The sequence below is a fragment of the Pseudoalteromonas sp. ATL1 genome (genome assembly GCF_058933015.1).
In genome coordinates this window covers 12932-31958 of record NZ_JBZYXL010000003.1, presented here as the reverse complement: position 1 = coordinate 31958, position 19027 = coordinate 12932, and the positions used below count along the sequence as shown (strand labels likewise).

General features: G+C 38.6%; 15 protein-coding genes. 10 read left to right on the top strand and 5 right to left on the bottom strand.

The window, feature by feature from the left end; genetic code table 11:
• Window positions 1-354 precede the first annotated feature (354 nt).
• The 4 genes from AC5FX4_RS23205 to AC5FX4_RS23190 form a co-directional block, all read right to left on the bottom strand.
• Window positions 355-3213 (bottom strand): hypothetical protein, encoded by a 2859-nt coding sequence (locus tag AC5FX4_RS23205; protein ID WP_493608804.1) that lies wholly within the window; start codon window positions 3211-3213, stop codon window positions 355-357.
• A 5-nt stretch (window positions 3214-3218) separates the two neighbouring features.
• Window positions 3219-7328, bottom strand: a complete 4110-nt coding sequence (locus AC5FX4_RS23200; RefSeq protein WP_493608803.1) for a hypothetical protein — start codon at window positions 7326-7328, stop codon at window positions 3219-3221.
• Window positions 7329-7652: 324 nt separating this feature from the next.
• Entirely contained in the window at window positions 7653-8171 is a 519-nt protein-coding gene (locus tag AC5FX4_RS23195) for a hypothetical protein (protein WP_171625418.1), read from the bottom strand.
• 249 nt (window positions 8172-8420) lie between these two features.
• On the bottom strand, window positions 8421-11354 hold the full coding sequence (locus AC5FX4_RS23190) for a Tn3 family transposase (protein ID WP_493608802.1): 2934 nt from the start codon (window positions 11352-11354) through the stop codon (window positions 8421-8423).
• A gap of 75 nt (window positions 11355-11429) precedes the next feature.
• Between AC5FX4_RS23190 and AC5FX4_RS23185 the strand changes: the two genes are divergently transcribed.
• Window positions 11430-11918, top strand: coding sequence for a hypothetical protein (locus tag AC5FX4_RS23185; RefSeq protein WP_493608801.1), 489 nt, complete (start codon window positions 11430-11432; stop codon window positions 11916-11918).
• A gap of 60 nt (window positions 11919-11978) precedes the next feature.
• On the opposite strand, the gene AC5FX4_RS23180 is transcribed toward AC5FX4_RS23185, so the two are convergent.
• Window positions 11979-12473 carry a hypothetical protein gene (locus AC5FX4_RS23180; protein ID WP_493608800.1) on the bottom strand — a complete coding sequence of 165 codons (495 nt, stop codon included), beginning with the start codon at window positions 12471-12473 and terminating at the stop codon, window positions 11979-11981.
• Window positions 12474-12662: 189 nt separating this feature from the next.
• On the opposite strand from AC5FX4_RS23180, the gene AC5FX4_RS23175 reads away from it, so the two are divergent.
• The 9 genes from AC5FX4_RS23175 to AC5FX4_RS23135 all read left to right on the top strand — a co-directional run bounded on the left by AC5FX4_RS23175 (window position 12663) and on the right by AC5FX4_RS23135 (window position 19021).
• Window positions 12663-13145: a hypothetical protein gene (locus tag AC5FX4_RS23175; RefSeq protein ID WP_493608799.1), complete on the top strand. Its 483-nt coding sequence runs from the start codon at window positions 12663-12665 to the stop codon at window positions 13143-13145.
• Between the two features lie 72 nt (window positions 13146-13217).
• Window positions 13218-13571, top strand: a complete 354-nt coding sequence (locus tag AC5FX4_RS23170) for a hypothetical protein (protein ID WP_493608798.1) — start codon at window positions 13218-13220, stop codon at window positions 13569-13571.
• 88 nt (window positions 13572-13659) lie between these two features.
• Entirely contained in the window at window positions 13660-13914 is a 255-nt protein-coding gene (locus AC5FX4_RS23165) for an RNA chaperone Hfq (RefSeq protein ID WP_493608797.1), read from the top strand.
• Window positions 13907-14320: a hypothetical protein gene (locus tag AC5FX4_RS23160; protein ID WP_493608796.1), complete on the top strand. Its 414-nt coding sequence runs from the start codon at window positions 13907-13909 to the stop codon at window positions 14318-14320. Before AC5FX4_RS23165 ends, AC5FX4_RS23160 begins: the two co-directional genes overlap by 8 nt.
• A gap of 97 nt (window positions 14321-14417) precedes the next feature.
• A complete protein-coding gene (locus AC5FX4_RS23155; protein ID WP_493608795.1) occupies window positions 14418-14981 on the top strand; it encodes a hypothetical protein in 564 nt (187 codons plus the stop codon).
• 164 nt (window positions 14982-15145) lie between these two features.
• Complete coding sequence (locus tag AC5FX4_RS23150; RefSeq protein WP_493608794.1) at window positions 15146-16480, top strand: hypothetical protein; 1335 nt, start codon at window positions 15146-15148, stop codon at window positions 16478-16480.
• A gap of 58 nt (window positions 16481-16538) precedes the next feature.
• Window positions 16539-17855, top strand: coding sequence for a hypothetical protein (locus AC5FX4_RS23145; RefSeq protein WP_493608793.1), 1317 nt, complete (start codon window positions 16539-16541; stop codon window positions 17853-17855).
• A 182-nt stretch (window positions 17856-18037) separates the two neighbouring features.
• The gene (locus AC5FX4_RS23140; RefSeq protein ID WP_493608792.1) at window positions 18038-18340 is read left to right on the top strand and encodes a hypothetical protein; all 303 of its coding nucleotides are present in this window, start codon (window positions 18038-18040) and stop codon (window positions 18338-18340) included.
• A 75-nt stretch (window positions 18341-18415) separates the two neighbouring features.
• Complete coding sequence (locus tag AC5FX4_RS23135; RefSeq protein ID WP_493608791.1) at window positions 18416-19021, top strand: hypothetical protein; 606 nt, start codon at window positions 18416-18418, stop codon at window positions 19019-19021.
• Window positions 19022-19027: the final 6 nt, after the last annotated feature.

Genomic DNA, 19027 nt, shown 5'->3' with positions numbered 1-19027 from the left:
ATAACCACTGAGTTTTTGGGGTAAGTCGATCCAAAAAAAGAAGTCCCATAAAACATTCGTTTAAAGAGACTTCCAATATTCGCAGATATGCACTTTTTACATTTCGCCGGTTGGGTATGTTCGTGCAACGGGCTTGCAGGCCCTATCAATACTGTAACTGAAAGGGATTACTTTTTACAAAAAGCGCCTTTTGTAAAAGCTTGGACACTACCCTGCTTTCATTCACCAATCCAATCTATTTCACGACTAATTACTACGACTATTGACAGTGCTACTTAAAATTGTTGTCTCCTGTTTGTGATATTACAGAAAACTCTAATTAAACATGCTTCATGTTAAGGGAAGTGGACATATTTAGTCAAAATTATAATATGTTCCAAAAAATTGCATTTCAATTTCGCTTACTTCCATGAGATCCAATCCTTCATTTAATTCTGCAGGAATTTCTATTAACCAGCTTGTAAACGGACCAACTGGTGCAAAAACACCATTATTTGCATTTGTATTAAATTGACGAGGATTTTTATACCCAAAGTTTGCTCTGCGATGTATTTTGTTATTATGTTTCATATCATATTGAAAGTTCTTTTTAATTGTTTTATGAGAAAATTCATGGGTTTCATTATCAGTGCTTACTATTGTTTCATGGCCTTGATGTGTAATAAGAATATTTAACATACCATTTTTAGTATTTGCCCCTTTTACATAGATACGTACTTCGTTAATTCGCACGTCTGCCATGCCTGCAAACCCACTTTCTTCAATAGTCGTAGAATGGTACAGTGCTGGCTTGAGTGTAAAAATTAAAGAATTAGTAGCCTGCAAATCAAATATTTCATTTTCTCCCAAAGTAACAACTACACCTGGTTCATCAGGTTCGGCGGGAAAGTCACTTCGCTCTGTCCCAAAGTCCTCACTTACAGCTAAAATTTTTGTAATAATATCTTCTTTTATACCATTTAATATTGTGGCGTTTATCTGAACCAAGCTTTTATTTTTTGTTGCATTTTCAAGTAGGCTTTCATCAGAAAGAGCCCAAAATTTGTAAGATTGAGACGCTAAATATAGATGCTGTAAAATTTGGTCTCTGCTTCTCTCATAGAAATACGACACATAATCAACAATTGCTGGTAAATCAGGATCCGATGTCTCGAGATAATCTCGCGTTATTTCCTGAAGTTGTTGATTAGCTTCATTTAGATTAGTTTTCAAACTAAGTGCATTGGAAATTACGTTGTTGTATTCTAAAATTGCATTGTTACGCGTGATTACGTCACTAATATACTTATCGAAATTTGAGGACACGTCTTTAAGCTTATCTCCTAATCTATTTTTAAAAGAATCCATCGTCTCTAGAAACTTGTCTCTAGCCACTAATAATTTACCAGCTCCTGGATCGTCAGCTTCCAATGTTCCATTTTCCAATTGTTTATAACCTTCAATTAGGGATTCAAGACTCCCTTCAATACTCCTGATTTGATTAACAACATAGCTTTTTTTTATTGGGAGACCTGTATCAGAAGTTACTTTATCAAAAGCGTTGTAGCCTACATTTGCGATTTCTGAAGCCAACAGAAGTCTAGATTTCGGAGCAAATGCTATTGTTGAAACTGCTTGAAAAATTGAATCAATGTTAAAATCCAGTTTACTATCGATCTCCTTTCGCGCTGCTGCGATGCTCGCTAATAACCTCTTTTTGCTGGGTTTAAGTGCTTCGTTAAGTTGAGTAATATTTGAGGCGATTTTACGGAGTTGTCTAGGAAATTTTGAGGATTGATCGCTAGAAAAGTTTATAAGCCCTGAGTAAAATGAACGGGAGTTGATAATACTTTCTCTTTTTTTCTCAGCCGTGTTAAGTGTATTTAAATACTGATCATAGTCTAGTTCCAACTGTCTAAAATCAGCAATCAGGGTATTTAATGTTTCTTTATATTGAAAAAAGCTGGCTAATGGCACCTGACTGCTGGTTTGCCCAAAAAAATTATATCCGTTAAACAAGTTACCTAGGTAGATTTTGGCCTTCATATTGATATCTTTCAAAATGGAGACTGAGTTTTTACTGCCAAACTCTAATTCATGTTTGCTGAAGTACTCTATCCACGGATTCTTATTATCAGCCTGTACAAACAATTCAGTCTTATCTATTACTCTTTTTAGGTTAGTAGTGAGGTCTGTAACGGTCTTGCTTATATCAACTTGGCCATTAAGCGAAAAATATTGTAACTTAATGGCGTCCAATGCTTTTTTACATTGACTGGGATGGATTAAAAAAAATGGTTCTACTTTAGAAGATATCAAATCAGCGCTGGTTTCTATCAATAAAGTTTCGTTGATACCTTCAGCTCCTGAAATTCCATTTTTTGCAGGAGGTTCACCTTCACCTCTTAATCCATAAAGACCACCATCGACATTGATATTTGCGTCAATGCTCTGTAGTTGATCTTGGATAAAATTTTCAAGGAGTTGACCTGCGATTAAAAGGTCGCCTCTCAAGTCTTTACTAGATTTAGTATTAATTGCTTTTTGCAGAGAATGAACTATCGGATTCCAGATAGTTTCCTTCGGGATTTTTTCTGAAATTATCAGATTTAAATCACTTCGTAATTTTTTAGAAGAAATCTCAGATTTTTCTAGTGTCAAAAAAACTTTACGAATGTCATTATAAATTTCAATGATTATAGACCCTAATACAAAATTTATTTTTCCTCCTACACCTCCGTTTCCGCCAGAACCAGGCTTTTTTCCTAAATTGCTATCCGCGCCGTCTCCTCCTTTTCCACCTTGAGCATTTATTTCTAAAGAAACTCCTGATTGATTTAATACAAATAGAGATAAGTTTCCTGCATTCTCGCCATTACCACCTGCTTCTCCATTAACTAACTTAGTTTCCCCTGCTGAGCCACTGATATTAAAAGTTGGAAGTGTGATTTTTTCCGAATCGCTTGTGTTGGTCATTATTACTTCAGATATAGCGTCAGTAAAAAGCACATCTGCAGAGATTCCGCCACCAAGAAACTTATACTCGCCCCTTAAAGACAATTTGGACGCAAACAAATATACTTCAAGTCCAAATGCTTCTTTACCCAGCAATGATGTAATGTCACCAACTGAAAGTTGGTCAAGGGCACTCAATACAATTATCTTATTTCCCACAGTAACAGATTGATATCTATTAAAGTTTTCTATGATAGAATTATTTTCTAAAATATTCATATAAATCATCCTTTTGTGGGGGCTTGTATTAATTCACCAACCATCAACATGTCGTACGGTATATTTACTCCATCAGCCTTACTCAAGTTGAAAAGGTTTTGGCCTGGAGACAAGACGTTACTGGATAAGAAAAAGTCGAACGACCCAAAACTTATTTCAATTGTGGGGATATCTATTTTCACGTCCTTATAATAGGAGGGTACTGTTGTTAGCCAATCCTCTTCACAACAGGCCTCCTCGCCATCTGGAACAAAAGAGATGTTTACATATTGCTCCCCGAATTTTAATGGAGGGATGGTAATAGATTGATTTTCTGCAGTTAATTTTGTAGTTGGATAGTGCAAATCAGCATTAATTATAACTCTTCCGTGGTGCCTACGGCTCTTGACGTGAGAAACAGGGCTTCCATGACTTTCCTGCCAATTAGAATGACACGTACCATGCCAGTTTACACTTAAACATCCATTGCCTATCGTAAAACAAATAGGGAAATCTGATAAATTTATTGCTGCTGCTTCAAATTTGTAATTATGAGTAAACCACCCCCCAGACTCGCCGCGCTTCCCTGGATAACGTATTACGTCCGTAGCTTTAGATAACTTAGCTTGTATGCCACCAGTTCCCGCAGTATTTGGAAATTCTACATGAAACCCTTCTTTGCTAATTGCAGGTTCCAGTAAATGGGATTTAGTAAAGTCATTAGAAATAATCAGACTAGCTTTGTGACCTTTAGGTATTGGAGAAACTCTGCTGTCTTTAGGTTTAAAAGCTGGGTAGCGTGCTCCATTAGCAGTGCCTTTATCCGCACGCATGTAGATAGTCAAAACTCCATGTTCTGGAGTGCCTATTGCATCAATTACAAACTCTTGAGGCTTAATAAGGGATGTACCCTCTTTCTCCTGCTGGTTATTTACTTGTGCTAATGCCAAATCAATTTCTTTTATTTTGGTAGAAAAATAATTTGCTAATTTTGGACCTAGATAATTCAATTCATCTATATTGCTATCTTCCGAAGTATCGTGCGGGTCTATTGCCTCAAACCGGAACTGAACTTTGTTTGAATTTTCAAAGTGTAAAATTACATGGTCAGATACTTCTTTATCCTCATCGAAAACTATAACGGTATCACTAGGCTCTACCTTGCCAGTAGTTCCCCTAAGAACAGCCAATGGTACATTTGCGACAAGCTTGTATTTGTCACCTTCAATGTTGGTTATGGAGGGGGAGGTATCGTTGTCTTGAAACACCTCTATCTTACTTTTATCTTTGATGACCATCGACATTTCTAAACTTTTAAGGTCTGCCCCATCAAATACAATAGTTGGACTTTCAAGATGAAGTGTATAATCTGCTTTGATAGTGCGCCCGAAAAGCTTGCTTGACGTAGATAAATTTATTTCTTCGATTAATTTACCTTCCGAGTACTTTTCTTTTAAAATTGCAGTCAAGGTTGCTGCATCATAAGAAATTGCTAAATCCCATTTGTCAGTAGTATTTACACCCTTCATTTCTTCGATAAGTTCATTTAATTCCAGCACAGGTAAAGAGGTTTGTTCATTATTGGAAATTGTTACTCCATAACCGCTATTGATCCCTACCTTTCGTGAAACAAATTTTCTTTCCTGTGGCTGGCTGTTTATATTGGATTCATCGCAGTTTTTAATTTGCAATCGATGAATAAAAAACTCTTCGACCTCTTTAACACTAACTTCCCAGTCAGATAAATTGAAATTACATGTTGAGGATGGAAAATTATTTCTGAATATTAGTTCTCTAAGATCATATGATTTTTTGGGCTGTATTCTGTGGTTTATTTTGGTGAAAAAAAACTCTGCGAGTTTGGGTAATAAATAATGGCCCCAAATAGAATGAGTTTCTTCACCTTCCATACAGAGCTGAAAGAATGTTCCTTTTTCAGGACTTAATGTAAGGTTTAATAGTTTATTATAAAACTTCACCCTTACTTTAGAGCTTTCTATAGAATCAGAAGAATTGTTTTTTAAATCTGAGAGTGTTTTATATATTGGTATTACCAATTTAAATGTAGAGTGTTTATCATTTACTGATTCTGTTCTGTTGAGTTCTGGGTTATTTTCACTATAGATTGAGAAATTACTTTCAGGAGCAAGTGAAAGCTCAAGAGTGAAGGAGTTTAATTTTTCACAAATGTTTGTAATAGTGGGTTCTTTCAGGATAATATAAAAACTAATTTGTGCGAAGCAATCTAAATGGGGGATTTTTGTATTGAAGCTAGTTTGAAAAACGTTCGCAAGTTTATTTTTTTTGTACATTCTATTGAAATGAGCTAAAACAATGTTTTTTGCTCTTTCTATGACATTCTCAAATATGACTTCACAAGCTGATTCACCTAGCCGCCAGCTAGTTTCTTTAACAAAATTTTTATTCATACTAGCTGCGTTGGATGTCATAGTGTTAAGCTTGGGTTTTTCATGAAAGATTTCTTTCCTTTTTTCGATGATTTTTAATTCTAAATCTTTTATTTTCTCTTTATATTCAGAACCGTCAGTTTTTAGCTCTTTGCTAACCTCTATTTCCCTTTTCTGCTTTTCCCTTAGCTCTCTTTTCTTACTTTCCAAGGCTTCTTTTTGCTCTAATAACTTAGCTTCATGCTCTTGAGTCAATTTGCTAACATCTTTTAATTTACTTTCAACACTAGACAGCTCGTCAATATTTGCTTTGATCTCATCTGCAGTTACTTTTTGATTTTCTGCGCTTTTAGCAGCCTCTTTAATCAAATCCGAAATATTCGTTTGTCTATATCGTTCTCTTAATTGTATGATTGACTGCTCAATAGCTAATTGCATAAATGAGTTATTATCTGCAGGGGTGTTTCCTCCTAACTCAGAATACACTTTGCTTGCAATGCTTCCTTGTATAACAGCAGAAGTACCTATGGGTGATAAACCTTTAAGAGCGTCCTTTAGATTCGTATCGTTTCTTGCTAATTGTGTCACAGCAAGAACGCTTTGCTTGGATAAAGTAGATAAAACCTTTTCGTTAGTTTTAGTGCTCATTACTGCAGCTTTTATTTCAGAAATGGATTTACTAAATGGGCTTTTCAGCGTCCTAACTTCTTCCTTAGTAGCGTCATTAACAATTTTTAATATATCAGGTGAAACAGAACCAAGATCAATAAAATCTTTGTATTTAACTACAGTTTGAGCATCCTTATCCATCTTAATTAAATCGTCGATTAAACTATAGCCGAAGTAATCCTGATGAGGGTTAAAAAAATCAGCATACGGAACTATCTCACCATTTTTAGCCTTTACATTCGAATTTTCAGATATATCATTGTTTGTGAAAAATGCCTTAAATACCCCACTAGAATCCTTTAAAATAGTCATTTGTGATTCTAATTGGACGTTTACAACAGGCTCTCCCTCCGCGTTTGTCCTTACGACTAAATTGGATACATCTGGGTCTTGAACGGAAGACAGTAAAACAGCATCAACCTCAGTAAAGTTAAATAATACATTTGAGAGCGCCTTAACAAATGTAGTATCTGATTTATTTAGAAGCAGTTCTTTAGCATTGCGGTTCGGAAACACCGACGGGTCATGTTGATGAATAAAGGATAGGAATGATTCTGCCACCTGCAGCGTTTCCGGATTGTTTGCAGAAAAATCAATGACTTTAATAGGTTCATTTATGCTTGCGATATAAATGCTAGCTGGGCTCTGCCCTTTTTCCGGAACCCATTTAAGATTTTCAGCTAGTTTATAAAACGGCACAATTTCTTTACCTTCAAGGCGTGTGTATTTAGCTAGTTCACCAAGAGGGTAGCTTTTTAATGGTTCTAAATATGTAAAATAACTTCCACCTATAGACTTAAAGTGTCTTCCAGTTTCTGCAATTTCGAATCTTTCTATTCCATCTATTTGACCGGTGGCTCTATTTGTCAAATCATCTTTAATTTCACGGTGATTTTTAATGCCATTAAAAAAGTTATTAGGAAGATACTTTCGATAAAAAGAAAACTTAGCTATTTCTGCCGTTGTAAAGTCACGATTAACATAAATATCAAACATAGAACTTTTGCCATTTTTGCTGCATAATGAAATTATTTTCTTAGCGGTTTTAATATCAAACATTAGCGATTCTCAAAGTATATTGTTAGTGATAATTGTATTTATTCACAAGGTTGATCTTAATAAAGTGTGAATTTAAACTCTGTTAGTGATCAAATAGATTCGCCAATAAAAACCTAGTCATATTACAGAGCTAATATGCACATTTGGCTGATTAATTAAACCACTACAGGAATCGGTGGTTTTTTCATGGTGGTCCCCTGGTAAGTGCCGCGGCGCAGCAAAACCGGTATTATGTCTTAACTTTAAACAGTGGAATAAACTTTAATTCAATCACTTGCTTAAAAAGAAAAAGGTTTTGATCGATTACTTAAAGAATTAAAATGCTCACAGGTTCCCTATTTCTTTACCTTGGTTAAATACTTTAAATTGGTCATTCAATACCCGTTCAAATCCGTCTGACGCAAGTAAAGTTGTAAAGGAGGATGGGTTGGCAATGTTGTCATTCCAAAATTGGATAGTCGTCGGTACAACTGAAACGCCGGCGATTTCATTCCCTGATAAGTCATCAATTGCGGTTACGCTTTGTATAATTGGATTGTTAATTAGCGCCTCTCTTGCATTCTCAATTAACAACTCAGTATTAAAATCGGTTTGATTGGGTTCATACGTTTCACCCTTGATGTCTTTTACCCAAATTTTGATATTCAAATTGCCTATATTTTGTTCGAGCTTTATTACTTGCGCAATTGCTTTTGCAGTATTAGATGACAGTGCAACAACATCAATTTCGTTTTCATTGTATAACTCAGAAACAATTACGTTAGATGATTGCCCTAATGTATAAGATAAAACTCGTTGAAATTCATAAACTGGGCTTGATAAACCGAATGTTTTAGATGTCATAAATTTAGTCCCTTTTATTTAAAGTTAACGATCAGTACTAAATGTAAATAAAATCAGCTTTTTCTTATGAAAAGTAAAGCTTCTTAATTACGTAAGTTCAAAACAACTTCATACATAATGCGCGTTCTGTAAAAAGTTGCTGCCAGTATTTTCAGTGATATAAGCTTAAAAATACTGGCAGCAACACAGGTAGAGAAATATAGCGCAATGGTAAAAAAAATGTTATTACAGGTAATTACACAAACGTTCCTAAGCAGTTAGCGCTTGTTCAATAGGCAAGCGTTGGGTCATATCCAATTCGAAAATCCCATACGGATTTACATGAGCATAGATCAGTGGAGACAAAGCCCTGTAATCTTCTTCCGTTAACACGCCATCCCACTCTTTGGCTGACGTGACTTGTTGGATCATTAAGGTATTGACGTAAACCAAACATATCTGCAATAGGTGCAACGCCAGAACGGACAGTTCCTGATCTTCAAGCCGATTTGTGGCAACCTCTCCACCTTTACCGTAAAAGATAAACGAGTTGGCAGAGTTCCAGTTCTCAACAACGTTTAAGCCTTCATGGATTTCCCTGCGTAGCGCTTCTTGTTCGAGATATTGGCAAAGAAATAGGGTTTTTATCACTTTCCCCAATTCAGAAAGTGCTTTATAGGTTGGATGCTGAACGTTGTTTCTGGTAAACCGTCGTAGTATCGCCTCTGGATCAGCGGTGCCTTGTTTGAGTGCCATAGTATATTTAATCATCTCATCGTATTGCTGAATGATTAGATCCCAGTTGATAGGCCGACTTAGTATAGATTGTAATTGATCGTAGTTAGATGTCTCTTCGGAACCTGGTAAATACAGTTTTTGGCTGGCAATATTTTTCAACCTTGGCATCAATTGAAAGCCTAACAAGTGACAGAACGCAAACGCGACTTCACTCTGAGCATGCGTATCCACATATTGCTTTTCAACTGACATTTCGGTGCAATGCCTGAGCACACCTTCGATCATACTGGCCACTTCAGATGAAGAGCAGCGTTTAAGTTGGGAGTAGATACAGGTGGTATTTTTTTCCACATGCCAGTAAATCATCACTCCGCGGCCACCGTAGCGAATATGCCACTCTGTCATCAGGTTTTGATCCCAGGAGCCAAATTTTTTCGAGTCAGATGCACAGCTTGTCGTACCTTCACCCCACAAGTGTACATGCCTGGCTTTAAATATCGCATTGGCTACCTTGGAAATAGCCTGGCGCATTGATTGTTTATTTATGTAGAAACGTCTGGTATGCAGCAGCTCTTTGTAGCTGATCCCTGTCCGACTGGCGCTGACTCTTTTTAACCCGGTATTGGTACCCATACCAAATAACGCTATCAACAAGCGTCTTTGCAACTCATCACCGCTCAAACGTTCTGATGTGCGTTGAGCCTGAAAACAATCAGTAAAATCAATACGCAGATCGGCTTCTTTTAAAATATCCAGCAAGCTGGTCATCGGCCAATTAGACGGAATTTCCCCTTTTAGCCGGTTGATATTCACAGGCTCAGGCTGTTGGGTAAGTGGCGTAATGGATAGCCTGTTCTTGCCCGTTGATAAGAGTTTTACTTTGTCATTTTTTGGTATGGATGTGTTTAGGTTTGTCAGTTCAGCTCTCATTTGCTTTTGAAGAGCTGCCACAAACTCACCTGCATCCATGGTCTGACCGAGCGTCTGATAATAATGCTTGCGATTTTCGCTAAAATCTTGCGGTAAATCTTCATCTGGGTTGCGGTAACGATCAGCGCCAGACACCCAAACTTCTTTGCACCTAAGCTTGTCTCTTAGTGCCTGAAGCACACATATTTCATAATTGATTCTGTTTATTCGTTCCTGTGCGTTATCATCAATTTCAACCACGATATCCCTCCATTTAGGTCGTATCACACCTTCAATCGGAATATCTTCAGACAATAAATAGTGTTGCCGTTTGGAAGCCTTATGGGTATTAAGCCATTCAAGTGCTGTTAGGACAGGGCGATGCTGGTCATTATTTGAGTTGAAATTCAAGCTATTCAAAATCTTAGGTACCATCCTTCGATAGTGGCTACCGTAGCTTGCGCGTATCACCTTATGTACCTCTTTTTTATAGCCTTTGCCGGATGATTTAAACTCTTTAAGCAGATTTTCTAAAGTTTGCTCGTTGGCAATGGGGTAAACGATATCTTTGACCACACCTTCTGGATTACCCAGGGCCGCTTCAGCAATACGAAGTAATAAGGTATTTTTGCCATACACCTTTTGATAATTACGCATGAGTTCTTTTACAACCTTACGTTCAGCCCTAACGGACAAGCGGCGAACGATTTGACAAAACAGCTCTATCAGCCCATCAATCAACTCACTTTTGCGGAGATAAAAGAAAATCAGCATCATGGCATATCGTATATGGTCTGGGTGACGTTTGACTTCCCAGGCGGACTCTGGAGATACACGTTGTTTAAACCGAGTCAGGATTTTGGGGTTTATCTTAATAAGCTGTTCATTTGGTAAATTAAGTGAATTGATAAAGCTCAGCTTTTCGATTTCTTTTAATACCGTATCCAGGCCAATTCGCCCTGGATCTGCTTTAATTTGTACAAAAGATGAAGGAACATCATGAGAAGCACTTAAACATTCATCCAATTGTTGTTTGGAAGTTGGTAATATACTGATCTCTAGGCGCTTAAATAGATCAAATTCAAACTGGTTATATGCCGTAGCAAGCTCTCTGGTTAACTGTTTATCAGCCGGGAACTCTATTTTTCTGTTTTTAAGCCATTCGTATGTATGCTCTTTCGCTTCTTTTTGATTCAGCCCATTGGCATAGACAGAATTGCACAACCACAAAACTAACTCATGGCGGGTTTCTTCGGTAAGCTTAGCTACGCCCAGAAACACGAGAATCTCTTCTCGATGTCTGCGTCCAGTGCGTCCGTTCCAGTCGTACTCCTTGATGTCTTTAATTTCAGTGCCTAGCTGATCAACAAGGTAATGCGGTGGACTGTCTGGTAAATCAGTGAGTGATTTGGGGAAGGTTCCTGTGTATTGGTAATATTTTAACTGGAGGCAAAACGCCAAGCGGCTTCTTGCTGGTTTTGTTTTTAATAGTTCAAGTTCATCAAATGTAAGTGACCAATGTTCGCTAAGTTCATGTGCATCCCAAAACTGTTTCACCGTTAACGCTCCTTTTTGACTAGAGATTAACCAGTTTTAGGAGGCAATACAAAAGTTGGCCGTTTTCGCAGCTATGTGGTCACTACCCCTGATGTGGCAAATACGCCAACACAGGTGATTTGCCCTTTCAGTGTTGGCGTGGTGGATAGCCCTCTTTCGCCTGACTCTCATCCAGAACTCTATATCGGGGCTGGATGGTATGCTGGTCGCGTCGGTAATATTAGTTCAATTGTGAGTTGTGATGTGGTGGCTCGCATAAAAGGTGTTGAAGTATTCCGAGAGCCACTCAATATTGGCAATTATGAGGTCGACTCAAGCTTCAAGCGCTACAACGATTGGGCGGCAAACATTACAAAAAGAAAGCTTTGGGTGCCTGAGGGAGAGACGTTGCCTGTAACTTTGAAGCAATACGGGGTAAAAGTTACCTCGACTGGGCTTTATGAAATTGTTACTGACTTAAATAAGCCCGTCGACCGAACTTATTTCGATTGTACAATTAATAATAACTATCAAAATGCAGATGTTGTTACGTTCAATATCAGTGGCGGACAAAAAACTTTCTAAGGTTTAAAAAAGGTGACTTCTTGTCACCTTTTTTCCCCTACCTTATTAAAATTTCGCCAGTTATTCTTTCACTTCATCCATTTTAGTATCTTCATCCGCTGTGCTGTGCGTTGATGCTTCAAGGTGATCCATATGATACTTGTATTCATTCAAGAGATTACGTAGATGGGTATAGTTTTGTGCGAACAGTTTTTTACGGGTACTGAGATTGATGCTGGGTAAGTGAATGGGCATGCCGTTCTCTTTACTCAGGGTTGCCCACCCCAAAGGGGTTAAATTGAGCGCGCCTTTTATATCCAAACTATCGTGTTTAATAAATACCGCCATAGCTTGTTGCCCGATTGGTGTGGAACTGGGGTAACAATCGAAGAAGGTTGCTATTTGCGGATATTCTTTGATATGCAGTTTGCGATTAAGGCAAATGGTCTCTGTGAGTGGCACATTGACAATATTTCTCAGCCCAGCAGGTCTGACTCCATCAGCGAAAGCGATTAACTCATAAGTATGCTTCATTTTAGTGCGGCAGATTGCCCCTAGTATTTCTACACGATCCATAATATCGCCTCTCAAGTCTCATTCAGATTAAACGGCGCTTATTCTAACTGTGATATACGCGATTAGCTACTCTCTTGTTTTAAAACGTCATAAAGAGTGATTTATATTGTACAATATAAATTGTGTCGCGTTGTAATTGTGACGATTATAAGGCATATTGCTATCAAGATGAGACTAGGTTTAAAAAAGATGACATGTACAACTGATACAGTATTGGTGTATTTAGATGTTGAGTGCGAGGATGCTGCACAGCGAGTACGTAAATTTTGTGAGTCGTTAGGTATAGACGAAGCTGAACCAAATTCGCAATTGAGAGCTGCACAACTAGCTGAATATGAAATAAAAAAATCAATAGCTAAAATAAAAAACAAACCTCGACCAGGCGTAAGAGATAGAGAAAAGCTCGAATCTTTGAGTGACGAGCTAACGCATTTATTGCATGCCATGCCGCAAAGGATCAGCGCGTTGGTGCTCGAACAAATCATAGAGCAGTTTGTTGCTGAGATTATTCATAATCACCCCGTTGCAGACAATACCTGTATTATTGCTTTGTGTATGAAAAGACTTCGAGAAAACTACTTAGGTGAGTATGATGGCCGCTTAGCCTACTCAATTGTACAACAAATAATTGATTGTCTTAATGCGTCGAGTGGCCGCATTATGTTTCAGTGATGCAGGGGTGCTGATTCGTGTTTATAAAAATCAACAGTATGATGTGTTAATCTAATTAAAGAAGGATAAAACATGTGGTTTCAAGTTCTTACAGCCGCAGGCGGTTGGATTTTCGAAATATTCAAAGGTAAACAGGATATCGCAAAACAAGCTGCGCATGCCAAAGCGCAACGCGTGATCAGCTGGGAAGAAGCGATGGCCAATGGCGCAGCAACGAGCTGGAAAGATGAGTGGTTCACGGTCTTATTAAGCGTGCCGTTTATTATGTGTTTTATCCCACAGCTTGCACCTTATGCACATGAAGGTTTTATCCAATTAGAACAAACGCCAGAGTTTTACCGATATATGTTTGGTCTGGCCGTAGGTGCCTCGTTTGGGTTTAGAGGCTTTGACAAATTTGTAAGAACAAGAAACATACGTAATTAACGTCTGTGACCTTTAAAAAATGAGTTGTTGTGTCGCAAATATGAACAAAAGTGGCGCAAGTAGTAATCAGTAAACTGGAGTTAAATCGATGTCTAATAAAGAGTTTGTATTTCCCAATGGTGAGCCTTTTGATCTTTGGGGAGAGCACTTAATACAGTTCCTGTTAAAAGGGGCTAAAGTGCGTGTGTATTTAGTCAATGGTATTTGTCTTAACGGCAAAGTGCGTCGATTTGATAAAGATAGCGTACTACTTTCTTCCCATAATAAAGAACCTATGCTGGTAAATAGAGTGAGTGTGGCAACCATCGCTCACGATGATCATAAAGTGCCAGTTTGTGAATAGCGATAACCAAGGGGTTGCGACGATTGACCCCGAATTTTGGCGGCCGAGTGATACCGAGCTAAAAAGAATGGAACAGGAACAATTGTTGGTGATCTCAGGTACTGAAGAAGAACCAATTTATCATTTCAAGTGCGTTAGAAGTGGTGCATGTTGCCGAACCAGTTTATGTGAAAAAGGCGAAATAAACACAGAAACAAATCAATGCACTCACCTAATTTCAGATGAAACGTTAGAAGATAACGTAAATCTCTATCGCTGCAACCTATACTCATTGTACAATAATACAAATGATGGTTCCGCTATGCAATTTGGTAAGGGTTGCTGTGCACCTTGGAGTGAAGCAAGAACTAAAGTGATTGAACAATACCGTTCAAGACAGATAGCTATCACTTCGGTGACAAATTAGCCTAGGTTAAATGTGTGAGGTAGGTAGAAGATAAGGTTCTACTTTGCGTTTGAGAGCGTTGAGATGTTTATTTGGCTCAACGATAAGGAAGCGCAACATGACACAAAAGCACATATCTCACCATAACGAGCTCGGCAAAAACCGAGATGATATATTTAAAGAGCAGCAACGCCTGCGCTTTACCAATGAGTTGTTAGCAGAGGAAGTTCGATTAGCAAAAGATGCTTTGTCTATTGCATTAGACAAGCTCGGACTAGACTGGTCTCCAAGATCAAGAGACTATAGTGTTTTACAAGATATTTTAGGTTTAATGCCTCTGGCAAACTACGAGCAAGCTTTAACAGCAAGTGAGGGCCAGCGTAAGGAATTACTCAATAGCCATGTAAAACTTAAACACTCGTTCGAAGAGCAAAGCCGAGAGAAAAATGATTTGCTGATAGCATTCACCTATGCACACCAAAAGGCGTGTTATTTATGTGAATATAATCACAGACTAGCTTTGATCATCGAAACTGAGTTGGGCAATGCGTGCTGGTTTTTACAAGCAGAAACCAAAAGTGCCTTTGCTCACTTAGCATATAAAAGAGCGCCAGATTCGATACTTGAAAACAACCAAAGGGTGGTTGCATTAATCATGCTAGCCACCTCGTCACATAGCTGAATAACGGTTTTCGAGTATCAATGGGCGCCTCTTAAAGCATGCAATTGGGCGAACCGAGCCCTGATTGCACCTGTGAGAATATTGAACTAACAAACGCGTTGTTGGTACATAAATGAGTCTGTGAGATTGAGCCTTACAATCCTGCACCTATAGGAGATGCTAACATGGCATTTGATATTACTACTGTATTGAAAGACACCGTGACGTTTACGTCGCAACCTAACAACCATGGTATCTATAGTCTATCGCTGACTTTAGAGAATCAAGAAATTGCAGGCGACTACTTATTCAATGCAATTAAAGCGTATGCAAGTGAAAATAACATTTCTCTCAAAGAGGATATTCGTAATTCATATATCACTGTATATTTGAAAGAAAAAGTGGGCGATCTGACCAAAGAAGATGACTTATCAGATGCACTCATCACTAAAATAGCACTTAAGGATTTTTACCAAGCACAAGAAGGTGGTGCTGAATACGCGCCAATTACAATCGATGGTATAGCCGCAAATGCGCGTTATAAATGTGCATTCGAACTTGTTTTGAACGGTGTTATTCAAGGAACGAGTGACTTGCCAAAAGATGCTTTTTTCTTAGCGCCAAGCGATACAATTCAACTTGCTGGTGAAACAGTCAATCCACCAAAAGATGTTAGTTTACTCGTAGAGGAAACTTCAAGTGGCATTGAAGTGACCGTAGATAACGTGTCTACGACTGAAGTAGGCGACTTTTTGCTTGAAGTTGTTGATCATACTAAACATGAAATGCCAGAGGTACCCTATGAACAAAAAGTGGTATTTTCAGGTGAATTTAAGTTTATCGCTGAAAGTAAACCAACATTTGTATTTTCTGTTGGTGAAAACAATATGCGCAGTTTTGTAAACTATTCAGTTTACTTAAGAGCCATCAAAAAAGTTGACAATACACCTAGTTCAGCATCACCTTCTGTTGAAGTTTCAGCACAACCATTTGTATTACCTTGGCTTTCTGGCTTTGTAGATACCACGGTTATCAAAGGCAAGCAAATTGAAGATGCTTTGGTCAGTAAGGTAGCGGCTAAGTTAACAGTCAATGAAGACGCGCGCAAAGCACTTCGCACAGCGTTAAATACCGGCGCCTACTCGCTTGTTGCATCGCAAATGTACGACTTGACTCGTGACGTAGCGGTAGAGGAATTTAAAGGCGTAAAAGATACCTTCAATGCAGTACGCACTCAACTACGCCGCATTGCGTTGTACAGCGATATTGACCCAGAGTACAGCGAAGTAATGGACTTGAGTGTGTCTTCAGGTGATGCTGAGTTTGATACCTATGACGTATTCATGTTTGTTACTAAACAAGGCTACACCAATGGCGTGGAAACCCGTTATTTTACTTGGCTTGGTAAAGCCTTTTACTTAGGCCCAATTGTTGAAGACGGCGTTATTTCTGATAGAAAGTTCCAAGTATCAGTGCGTGGTGATGTGTATCGTGACCGTGCTGAGCTTATTTTCTCATAACCTGTTAAACAGTCTTATCGGGCGTTGATACGCCCGATTTTTATAGAGGTGATCTCCTATGAATTTTGATTTATTGTCGTTTTTGAATGCTACAAATAACGTAGTCACGACGGCGCAAACACAAGCTGCAGCCGATGGGCTTATGCGCCACGCCATTGCCTTGGTTGGCGCGCAAGATCATATTTCGCTGCGAGATGCATTGAAAGACCAAGCCAGTTTACCCAATACCTATTTGTCTATTTATGTTGCAGCAAAAGACGAATTAGATAGCAACTCAGTTTCATTTGATCAAGCATACGCGCAAAGTAACTTAAATCCATACAAGTTTAACGGTACGCAGCTATCTTACAAAGTCACCTATCAAGCAGAAGACCGTTTTCAATACAAAGACTTATTTGTAGATGGCTTACTTTCAGGTACCGATTATTATTATGGTATTGAGCTTGTTGTTGATGGTGTTCTGCAATCGGGTTGGTTACAGGGTGCCTTTACCACACACGGAACGGCTTATGCTGCGCCAACACTGACTGATATTGTTTTCTCAAGCCCAAATGACCCATATCGATTAATTTACGATATTGAAAGCGTTAATATGAGCGGAAAAGACAACTTGGCAGTACGTTTCGAGGTGATCAACTCCGTGCTATCAAATACCGGCCCGCGTGAATATATTGTTGAACGGGATGAGTTTTTTGGTCCTGAAGGCGAAAAATTCGCAGTTGAAGATTTACCCGGTTCAATCTACCAACGTTACGTTGAATATGATGTACAAATACGCTATGTCTCAAAACCTGATACACCCGTAGGTGCATCTGCACCATTGAAATTAGCACAAAACATACAAATTCCATGGTTAGATCACTTTGTTGATACCGTTATTTTAGACGGCGGCGGCATAGATCAAAAAATCCTTGAAGATGCCGCTAAAAGTATTGCCCAGCTGACACCGGCACAAAGAGATGCGCTTTTGGCGCAATTGAGCGAAGGTGACATTAAAGATATTGGCTCAGCGTACAAGGCTCTACTCAAACAAGCCGCGATCGCGACTGTGCAAACCCTAGAACCTGACGCTAATGCGATGCGCAAACAACTCATGGACTTGCTATATGAAGCCAAAAGTAAAGGGGTACAAGCGCCAGGTATTTATATTACGCTTGATTTAAAACCTAATGACGCCCAACGTGTGTTCAAGATGATCACAGCGCCATGTTATGTAAGAGAGCATCACATTGACAGTATTGTTCGCTTCTCTGAAGGTGTGTTTTATATAACCGAAGACAAAGATGACCAAGGCGTTGATACCGGTTTAACGCGTATTGTTTATGTCGGACAAGCTGCGTTTGAACGCTTTTTCTTAAAATTTAGTAATCGTTAAGCCAAAACGAGTTGGGCTCTGTTACTAGAGCCTAGTTCTAAGTTTGTCAGTAAGGTGTCAGCGACCCTTTTAGATACGGTGTAGATTGTACAATGCGCACCGTAAATAAAAATAATAGAGCGAGTGTCCTACTCGCTCATTCTTTATTGCATTGCTTTTTACCTCTCAATGAGACTCTTTAAATGTATAATTCAGAGCCACTTTTTTTAACATCAACTCAAAAACCAAACACACATCGCATTGGTAATGTGCTTCATTGTGATAAGCTCCCCTACCCCACTAACTACGTTCAACATGATATATATTGTGTAGTGTATGTAGGCAATGATGAGCATGACATACTCAAAGCCCGTTATACCATTAATTTGCTTATTGAAAGCGGACGCTTAACGGAAGATAGAGTTAGATTAAGAAAAGCGCTGGGTGAATACAATTTCAATAATATGATTGATGGCTTTTTGCAAGAACAAATTCGCACGCCATAACATGATTAAATTGTACAATATAGAATGCGTTACACCGCACCGCATCAATAAACTGATAGTCAGGAAATTTTTTATATGAATGAGCGCAAACTACGTACTACACCTGATGCTGATGCGTCACCTTGCTATCAAAAACAACCATCTCAAGCAGTTCATTCAAGACTACATCGAGCAAACGATTGCTCTTTTTCTATTATCCCACATCAAGACAGCCTTAAAGCCGGCAACCTACTTGAGCGGTCTATAATTGCGATGACCAGCGCTTTGCTTGGGAGATTAATACATCGCTATGACATCAATAAACCAGAACGACAAATACAATTGATATTCTGCTTGCAAAATATCCGCCGTTATACGGGGATAAAAGATTTATTAAAAATCAATGAGCTACTAGATAAACTAATTCACAATGCCAGCCAAGCAAACTGTTTATTAAGCATAGAGCATTGTTCTGGCACCGTGATATATTGCGCCCTAACAGGCGCACCATGTGAAATAAATGACTATTCGCGTGCAATCACTACGAAAAACCAAGAAAGCCAATTTGTCATTACTCACGATTTTGAGGAATGCGTCATGCTGCCAGCAAATTCGTCGTTACCGCGCTTTAAAAACGACAATATGAAATATGACCATATTTGCACCGTCGACCTGGTAAAACAATTCTTAGCGCATGACTAGGCCTTT